This window comes from Daejeonella sp., assembly GCF_049655485.1.
Taxonomy (GTDB): Bacteria; Bacteroidota; Bacteroidia; order Sphingobacteriales; family Sphingobacteriaceae; genus Daejeonella.
Map to the genome: position 1 here is coordinate 20,567 of NZ_JBASJU010000067.1, position 8,692 is coordinate 29,258.

Consider the following 8,692-nt stretch of genomic DNA (forward strand, 5'->3'; position numbering starts at 1 on the left):
TTACTCCACAACCACTCCCATTGCGCAGAATTTATCGATCCGTTCGGTGATTACCGAATCTATGTCCCTGGGCTTCAATTCTTTAAGATCTTTAATAATTCTCTCCTGGACAGCTTTTGCCATTTGTTCAGGATTATGGTGAGCACCTCCGAGTGGTTCAGGTATGATCCCGTCAATTAGTTTGTTATGGTACATATCTTCGGACGTGAGTTTAAGACAATCGGCTGCCTTCTCTTTAAAATCCCAGCTTCTCCATAAAATCGATGAACATGATTCCGGCGATATAACCGAATACCAGGTATGTTCAAGCATGTACACCCTATCCCCAATTCCAATTCCCAAAGCGCCACCTGAAGCACCTTCGCCAACTATAAAACATAAGATCGGTACCCGAAGCACCGACATTTCCAGGAGATTTCTTGCTATGGCCTCACCTTGCCCCCGCTCTTCCGCTTCTAAACCTGGATATGCTCCGGGTGTATCAATAAAGGTGATTACCGGCTTATTGAACTTTTCTGCCAGCTTCATTAATCTTAAAGCTTTACGATAACCCTCGGGGTTTGCCATCCCGAAATTACGGTACTGGCGCATCTTGGTGTTAACGCCCTTTTGATGGCCAATTACCATAACGGTTTCGCCTCCTATCGTTGCAAAACCTCCAACGATAGCTTTATCATCTTTCACCGTCCGATCGCCGTGCATTTCAATAAAGTCGTCACATATCATTTCGATATAGGAAAGCGTGTAAGGGCGTTCCGGATGGCGGGATATCTGAACCTTCTGCCAGCCAGTTAAATTTGAATATACACTTTGTCGTGTTTCTTCAATTTTCGCTTCCAATTCCGCTAAGGTAGCAGACATATCAACCTTAGTCTTATCAGCAACCTGTTGAACTTTGTCAATCTGTAATTGAAGATCGGCTATAGGCTTTTCAAAATCGAATATTGTAGTCATCGTAAATTTTAATGAGACGGCTAAATTAGGAAAATTAAAGCTATCTCAACAGAAGCTTTAATTGAATGTAGCAGAAAATTCTCTACTGATCTGTTTGGGGCAATATATCTTTCAGTTTTTCCTTTGCAAGATCCCAATTACTGGATTTCTTACTGATGGAACCAGCCTGGTCGATCAAACGCTGTAACTCTGACAGTGCATTTATTACTTCAGAAGCTTTTACATTGTTCTTCTTAAATGAAACCAGATCGAGGATTATGCCGGTTTCATTACCCTTCTCATCTGTGATGTAGTTGATTCCTTGTACCATTTGAGTTATACGTTATAAGTTACTAAACGCTGTAAGAGATGTTACCCATCCTTGGTTATTTATTACACTAGGTACGGTTCCACGTAAAACATAAAAAGTACAACCCATCAAGCCATTGCCGATACATCATCCACAGGAACTGTAAATTTAAAACAAGTTCCTTTTTTAAGTTCGCTATGGATGTGAATAGTTCCCCCATGCTGGGCAACGAAATCACGAACTAGTAGCAATCCCAAGCCTGTTCCCTGTTCATTATTAGTACCCGTTATTGAAACAGGGTTAACACTAGTCAAAAGCGATTGTTGTACCTCAGGGGTCATTCCGATTCCTGTATCAGTAACGCAGATCTCAACCAGATGGTCAACTATCGATGCAGATACCGTTACTATCCCTCCCTGTGGAGTATACTTTATCGCATTCATTACCACGTTTTGAAGTATAGACCGAAGCATAAAGACATCAGCTTTAACGAATATGTTCTCCTGGATACTATTCTCTAACTTAACATCTTTTTGTAAAGCACTTGGAGTTAATATTTCCAGAGAAACATCAATTCCATTTCGCAACTGAATAGAAACAGGATTAAACGCCGTCTTCTCACGCTGATTTTTTGCCCAGTTAACAAGCTCATTCAATTGTTCAAGGATTTTCTTAGATGTACGATGGATAATAGAAGCCAGATGCTGGGTTTCCTCAGGGCTCTGATTCTTGCTCCTCTTTAGCCGATCTGAGGAGGCTAACAAGGCGGTGAGGGGATTTCTTAAATCATGTGAAATGACAGAAAGGAACTTATCTTTGGAGAGATTCAGATCTTTAAGTTCATGATTAAGATGCTCGAGTTCTCTCGTACGCTCACTTACCCTGTCTTCAAGTTCCTGATTCAATTTCCTTAAATCATCATTAATACGGATAAGCTTTTCTTCCTGATCTTTTAAAATCTTATTCTTACGATACAGCTCAACAAATATTGCAACTTTAGAACGCAATATTTGCGAATTAAAAGGCTTTCGGATATAATCTACTGCACCAGCAAGATAGCCTTTAAAGATCGCGGCTTCTTCATCATCCTGGCCGCTTATAAAAATTATAGGAATATGACGGAGTTTATCGCGCTGGTAAATCATCTCCGCGGTTTCATAACCGTCCATAATAGGCATACGGATATCCAGTAGAATTAGCGAAAATTCTTCCTCTTTTAACAGAATCTTTAGTGCCTCCCGGCCTGATGTTGCTGTTATGAACGTATATTCATCTTTTTCCAACACCACCTGCATGGACATGAGATTGTCCACATTGTCGTCTACAAGAAGGATTTTAACCGGGTTCAAATTATTTTCAATTTAATAGAGCCATACGCGCATTAGCGACAACAGCTGGTCTGTTTTAACTGGTTTCGTAATATAATCAGATGCCCCAGATGCAATACATTTTTGTCGGTCGCCGAGCATTGCTTTTGCAGTAACGGCTATAATTGGAAGATTTTTATTTCTAACTTCCTTTCGAATCCGCTGGATAGTTTCGTACCCATCCATCTCAGGCATCATGATGTCCATCAACACAATATCTATGCCTTTTTGTCCGCTTAAAATTTCCAGGGCTTCCCGACCGCTTTCTGCAGTTATTACATTAAGTTTTGATCGTTCGAAAGCTGCAGTGAGGGCGAAAAGATTTCGCACATCATCATCCACAACAAGAGCGGTTTTGCCATCAAGAATATCTGTGCTTCCGCTTATCTTATTAATAAGATCAAGCTTGCTGCTACTAAGGGTTTTAACATCAATATGGAGAAGATTTAATACCTCCTCAAGGATTACGCCGTGCGAAGTCGAAGTCTTGGTGATTAATTTATAAGTAAGCCTCTTTAACTGGAAAAGTTCATTAGAAGTAAAATCACGAGCGGAATGTAACAAGACCATTGTTTGCGGCCGCTTAAGGAGGTTGATCTGTTTGAGCAGGTCTATTCCTTTGGCATCCGGTAAGGTGTAGTCAACAATTATACAATCGAACATTTCTTTTTTGAGGATAGCTACTGCCTTTTTCGCTGTCGTTGCAGCAATAACTTCTACATGATCGTTCGACAAAAGCTTTGAAAGGTGTTCGAGTTCCACTTCGTTATCTTCTATTAAAAGGACGCGCTTCTTGATTTGTTCATGGAAACTAACAATTCCAAGTATCAGTTCATCAAGTGCGCTGTTTGATAGCGGCTTCAAGTGGAAACTTCTCGCACCGAATTTCACTGCAGCAGATCGGTCTTCTTCACCTGATATGAGATGAACTGGAATATGTCGGAATTTCAGGCTGCTTTTTAATGCCTTGAGTACTTTCCAGCCATTAGACTCCGGCATCTTAACATCGAGGGTAATTGCGATTGGATTAAACTTTGCGATTGAGTCGAATATTTGAAGATAATTGGTGGCTACTACCACTTTCAATCCATACCCGTGCGATCGCTCAATTACTATTTTTGTAAATCGCACATCATCCTCGACAACCAGAAGCACCTTATCTGAAGGAAGAATATTATGTCTGTCGTCGTCAATAACCAGTTCAACAGCATCATTTTGGATTGCACGCGATTGCACCGGAGGATATTCAACTTTGGATTTAAAATTATTTAAGATTGCCGGTACAGGTACTTCACTATATTTTAATGGAAGATAGAGAGTAAATGTACTTCCCTTACCTAAATCACTCTGCACGCCTATTGTGCCACCAAGAAGTTCTGCAAAGCCCTTGCTAATAGATAATCCAAGTCCCGTACCCCCATATTTACGACTGGTAGAACCTTCCGCTTGCTGGAAGGCTTCGAAGATAATACCCTGTGTTGTTTGGGATATCCCAATTCCCGTATCCTCAATGGCAAATGCGATCACAGAATCAGCGCCAGGGATGGGGTTTAATTTGTCAATTTCAGGCCTGTAAATATTCAAACGAACACTGCCTTTTTCCGTAAATTTAAAGGAGTTTGAGAGAAGGTTCTTCAGAATTTGATTGAGTCGCTGAATATCGGTTTCCAATACCTCAGGGAGCCCATCTTCAATATCAATTTCAAACTTAAGATTTTTGGCTTCAGAAATTGGACGGAACGTCGTTTCAACAAAGGATGCGATCTCTCTAAATCCTACCGACATTATATCAGCGGATATTACACCCGATTCAATTTTGGAGAGATCAAGAATATCATTGATCAGTTGTATAAGGTCGTCTCCACATGAATGAATTGTTCTTGCGTAGCTTATCTGTTTGTCGGTGAGGTTCCCTTCATGGTTCTCGAACAGTTGCTGAGCCAGGATAAGCAAGCTGTTGAGTGGGGTTCTCAACTCGTGCGACATGTTTGCAAGGAACTCAGACTTGTACTTGGAGGTCAGCGTCAATTGTTCTGCCTTCTCTTCCAAAGACCTTCCCTTGTCATGAAGTTCGTCATTAGCACGCCTCAACTCTTCCTGTTGAGATGATAATTCACCTGCCAGGGATTGTGACTGCGATAATAACTCCTCTGTACGTGTATTAGTCTCAATATTATTAAGTACGATGGCTATACTCTCCGTGAGCTGATCCAGAAAATCAATATGAGTGTCGCTAAAGCTTTCAAAGGAAGCCAGTTCTATTACTGCCTTAACGTTGTTTTCAAACAAAACAGGTAGAATTACCAAATCTAATGGGGGGGCACTTCCAATTCCGGAACTTATCTTAAGGTACTCCCCTGGAACATTGCTAAGCCGGATCTGCTCCTTGTCGGATGCACACTGTCCGACCAATCCCTCATTCAATGAAAATTCTTTATTTCGCTCTATTTTACCCTTCTGTGCATAAGCTGCGATTAGTTTCAGTTTAGGCTCATCTGAGGATTCAGGCTGTTCAAGGATATAAAATGCACCATATCTGGCGTTTACTAACTCCGCCAGTTCGGAAAGAACATTATTAGCAACGGCATTTCTATCGCGCTGGCCCTGAAGCATCTGCGCAAATTTGGCAAGATTAGATTTCAACCAATCCTGCTCATGATTTCGGAGTGTAGTATCCTTAAGGTTTGCAATCATTTGGTTGATTGTATCCTTTAAGGCCTCGAGTTCCCCTTTTGCGTCAACCCTGATTGTCCGGGTAAGGTCACCCTTCGTTACTGCCGATGCTACTTCAGAAATTGATCGCACCTGGGTTGTAAGGTTCTGAGCCAGCTGATTTACGTTTTCTGTTAAATCTTTCCAGGTTCCTGATGCACCCGGCACAAATGCCTGGCCCCCTAATCGTCCCTGCACACCTACTTCCCTTGCAACTGTTGTTACCTGGTCAGCAAAAACCGCCAGGGTATCGATCATTTCATTGATAGTATCGGTAAGCTGAGCTACCTCCCCAAGCGCATTAATGGAAAGCCTCTGTTTCAAATTTCCTTTAGCGATACCGGTAGCCACTTTGGATATACCACGAATCTGTCCGGTAAGGTTAGAAGCCATTTGGTTCACAGAATCCGTTAAATCTTTCCAGGTACCACCTACACCTTTTACTTGTGCCTGACCTCCCAGCTTCCCTTCAGTACCCACCTCACGCGCAACCCGTGTCACTTCAGATGCAAAAGAGTTAAGTTGATCCACCATGGTGTTAATGGTGTTTTTCAGGTCCATCATTTCACCCTTTACATCGATGATAACGGTTTTCGAAAGGTCGCCCCCGGCTACCGCTTTAGTCACTTCTGCAATGTTTCGAACCTGAGAAGTAAGGTTACTGGACATCTGATTCACCGAGTCGGTGAGATCTTTCCATGTACCTGCAACTCCCGGAACGAAGGCCTGGCCACCCAGGTTACCGTCTGTTCCCACTTCCCGGGCAACACGGGTTACTTCGGATGCAAAACCCCGAAGCTGATCCACCATCGTGTTGATAGTTTCCTTTAACTGGAGAATTTCACCACGTACGTCAACTGTAATTTTCTTTGAAAGGTCACCATTCGCCACCGCAATGGACACATCGGCAATATTTCTTAATTGAGCAGTAAGATTACCTGCCATTTTATTTACACTGTCGGTCAAATCCTTCCAGGTACCATCAACACCCGGCACATTAGCCTGACCGCCCAGCTGCCCTTCAGAACCTACCTCACGTGCAACACGCGTTACCTCAGATGCAAACCCACGCAATTGGTCCACCATAGTATTAATGGTGTCTTTCAACTCGAGGAGCTCGCCTTTAGCATCCACGGTAATCTTCCGGGATAAATCTCCCTTGGCTACTGCCGTTGTAACCTCCGCAATGTTACGTACCTGAGAAGTCAGGTTATCAGCCATTTTATTTACTGAGTCAGTTAAGTCTTTCCAGGTTCCACCTACGCCGGGTACATTCGCCTGACCCCCTAATTGTCCTTCCGACCCTACCTCACGTGCCACACGGGTTACCTCCGATCCAAAGGAATTCAACTGATCCACCATCGTATTAATGGTGATCTTCAATTCGAGCATCTCACCTTTTACGTCTACGGTTATCTTCTTAGAAAGATCGCCCTTTGCAACGGCTGTTGTTACCTCAGCAATGTTTCGCACTTGTCCGGTAAGGTTTCCGGCCATCTGATTCACAGAATCTGTCAAATCCTTCCAGGTTCCACCAACTCCAGGCACGTTCGCTTGCCCACCTAACTGCCCGTCAGAACCCACCTCACGCGCAACCCTGGTCACCTCTGACGAGAAAGAGTTGAGCTGATCCACCATGGTATTAATTGTATTTTTCAATTCGAGAAGCTCACCTTTGGCATCAACAGTGATTTTTCGGGAAAGATCTCCCTTTGCAACCGCTGTGGTTACCCCCGCAATATTTCTCACCTGGTCAGTAAGATTGCTTCCCATTTGGTTAACCGAATCGGTAAGGTCCTTCCATACACCTCCAACACCTTTTACCTTGGCCTGACCACCCAGCTCACCCTCGGTACCCACTTCAAGAGCCACCCGCGTTACTTCCGATGCGAATGAGTTTAGCTGATCAACCATGGTATTGATGGTCTTTTTTAGTTCCAGCATTTCACCCTTTACATCCACTGTGATCTTCTTAGAAAGGTCCCCATTCGCAACCGCGGTTGTTACACCAGCTATATTTCTTACCTGGGAGGTAAGGTTACCTGCCATCCGGTTTACTGAATCTGTTAGATCTTTCCATGTACCAGCCACCCCAGGCACTTCTGCCTGACCTCCGAGTTTACCCTCTGTACCTACTTCAAGTGCCACCCGCGTCACCTCAGAAGAGAATGAGTTGAGCTGATCCACCATGGTATTGATAGTATTCTTTAACTCCAGGATTTCACCTTTTGCCTCTACTGTAATCTTCCGTGAAAGATCACCCTTTGCAACAGCAGTTGTTACTGCTGCTACGTTCCTCACCTGGGCTGTAAGGTTACCAGCCATTTGGTTTACGGAGTCAGTAAGCTCGGCCCATACTCCGGCAACGCCTTTGATTTTAGCTTGTTCACCCAATTTACCTTCGGATCCCACCTGTCTGGCTACCCGGGTTACTTCCATCGAAAATAGCTGAAGTTTCGAAAGCATCTGATTAGACTCTTTCGCCATCCGTAAAAATTCTCCCTTTAATTGTTGTCCATTAATCTCAAGGGGAATTTGTTTAGACAGATCACCATTTGCCACAGAATTAATCATCCCTGCTATTTCCAATGCAGGCGAAGTAAGGTCAGTTATAAGATCGTTAAGCGAGTTCACACCCTTAGCCCAGGCGCCTTTAGCCTCAGGCATTGCAATTCGTTTGCTCAGGTTGCCTTTCTTACCAATTACATTTTCAGCGGTTGAAATCTCATTTACGAGATGCTGGTTAATATCAATGATATCGTTTAGGACTTCACATATTCTTCCGCTGATGCCAGCCTGTGTAACCGGCATGCGGATACTAAGGTTACCATTTTTAACTTGTGATAGAACATTTAAAAGTTCTTTCAGATCAAGCTGATCCTGTGAAAGTTCAATTTTACCATTGTGGCTGCTTTTTGCAGGCTTTAAAGTGTCAGATTTTAATCCCATTGATCGGAATATTAAATTAGAATAAGTTGGCAGCAGAGAATAGCGGTAATTTTATGAGGCAGAAATTGCATATATGTTAATTTATATTGGATGATCAATTTCTTAAATTTTCAGAACTTTACCCCAAAGGAACACACAAGGCCACACTCTGTTTTACAAAAACTGCTTTCTGAATCATTTTTTTATTGAATAAATTTGTCATCGGTATCTTACTCGGATTAATTCCCCTGATCTAAAGGATTATGATATGAATTAGATAGCGATAGCATTGATCATTTACAGCATCCGTTAAACAATTGCAGGCACTATTATAGTATTGATGGTCATAATGGGAAAATCCTGCTATTGCGTTTTTATTATGGTAAAACGAATTCATAAATGTAAGAATTGTTTATCTGATATTTTCGTAGCTTTTACCTAA

General features: G+C 42.6%; 4 protein-coding genes. All 4 read right to left on the minus strand.

All coding sequences use genetic code 11. The features are described from left to right. The 4 genes from WBJ10_RS03065 to WBJ10_RS03080 all read right to left on the minus strand — a co-directional run bounded on the left by WBJ10_RS03065 (nucleotide 1) and on the right by WBJ10_RS03080 (nucleotide 8,271). On the minus strand, nucleotides 1-954 hold the full coding sequence (locus tag WBJ10_RS03065; RefSeq protein WP_424288085.1) for an acetyl-CoA carboxylase carboxyltransferase subunit alpha: 954 nt from the start codon (nucleotides 952-954) through the stop codon (nucleotides 1-3). 82 nt (nucleotides 955-1,036) lie between these two features. Next, nucleotides 1,037-1,264, minus strand: coding sequence for a hypothetical protein (locus tag WBJ10_RS03070; protein ID WP_424288086.1), 228 nt, complete (start codon nucleotides 1,262-1,264; stop codon nucleotides 1,037-1,039). 107 nt (nucleotides 1,265-1,371) lie between these two features. Further along, nucleotides 1,372-2,592: a hybrid sensor histidine kinase/response regulator gene (locus tag WBJ10_RS03075; protein WP_424288087.1), complete on the minus strand. Its 1,221-nt coding sequence runs from the start codon at nucleotides 2,590-2,592 to the stop codon at nucleotides 1,372-1,374. Nucleotides 2,593-2,604: 12 nt separating this feature from the next. Next, the gene (locus tag WBJ10_RS03080; protein ID WP_424288088.1) at nucleotides 2,605-8,271 is read right to left on the minus strand and encodes a HAMP domain-containing protein; all 5,667 of its coding nucleotides are present in this window, start codon (nucleotides 8,269-8,271) and stop codon (nucleotides 2,605-2,607) included. Nucleotides 8,272-8,692: the final 421 nt, after the last annotated feature.

Coding starts and splice junctions, on each gene's coding strand:
- WBJ10_RS03070 (WP_424288086.1), bottom strand. CDS start 1,264: ATGGTACAAGGAATCAACTACATCACAGATGAGAAGGGTAATGAAACC.
- WBJ10_RS03080 (WP_424288088.1), bottom strand. CDS start 8,271: ATGGGATTAAAATCTGACACTTTAAAGCCTGCAAAAAGCAGCCACAAT.
- WBJ10_RS03065 (WP_424288085.1), bottom strand. CDS start 954: ATGACTACAATATTCGATTTTGAAAAGCCTATAGCCGATCTTCAATTA.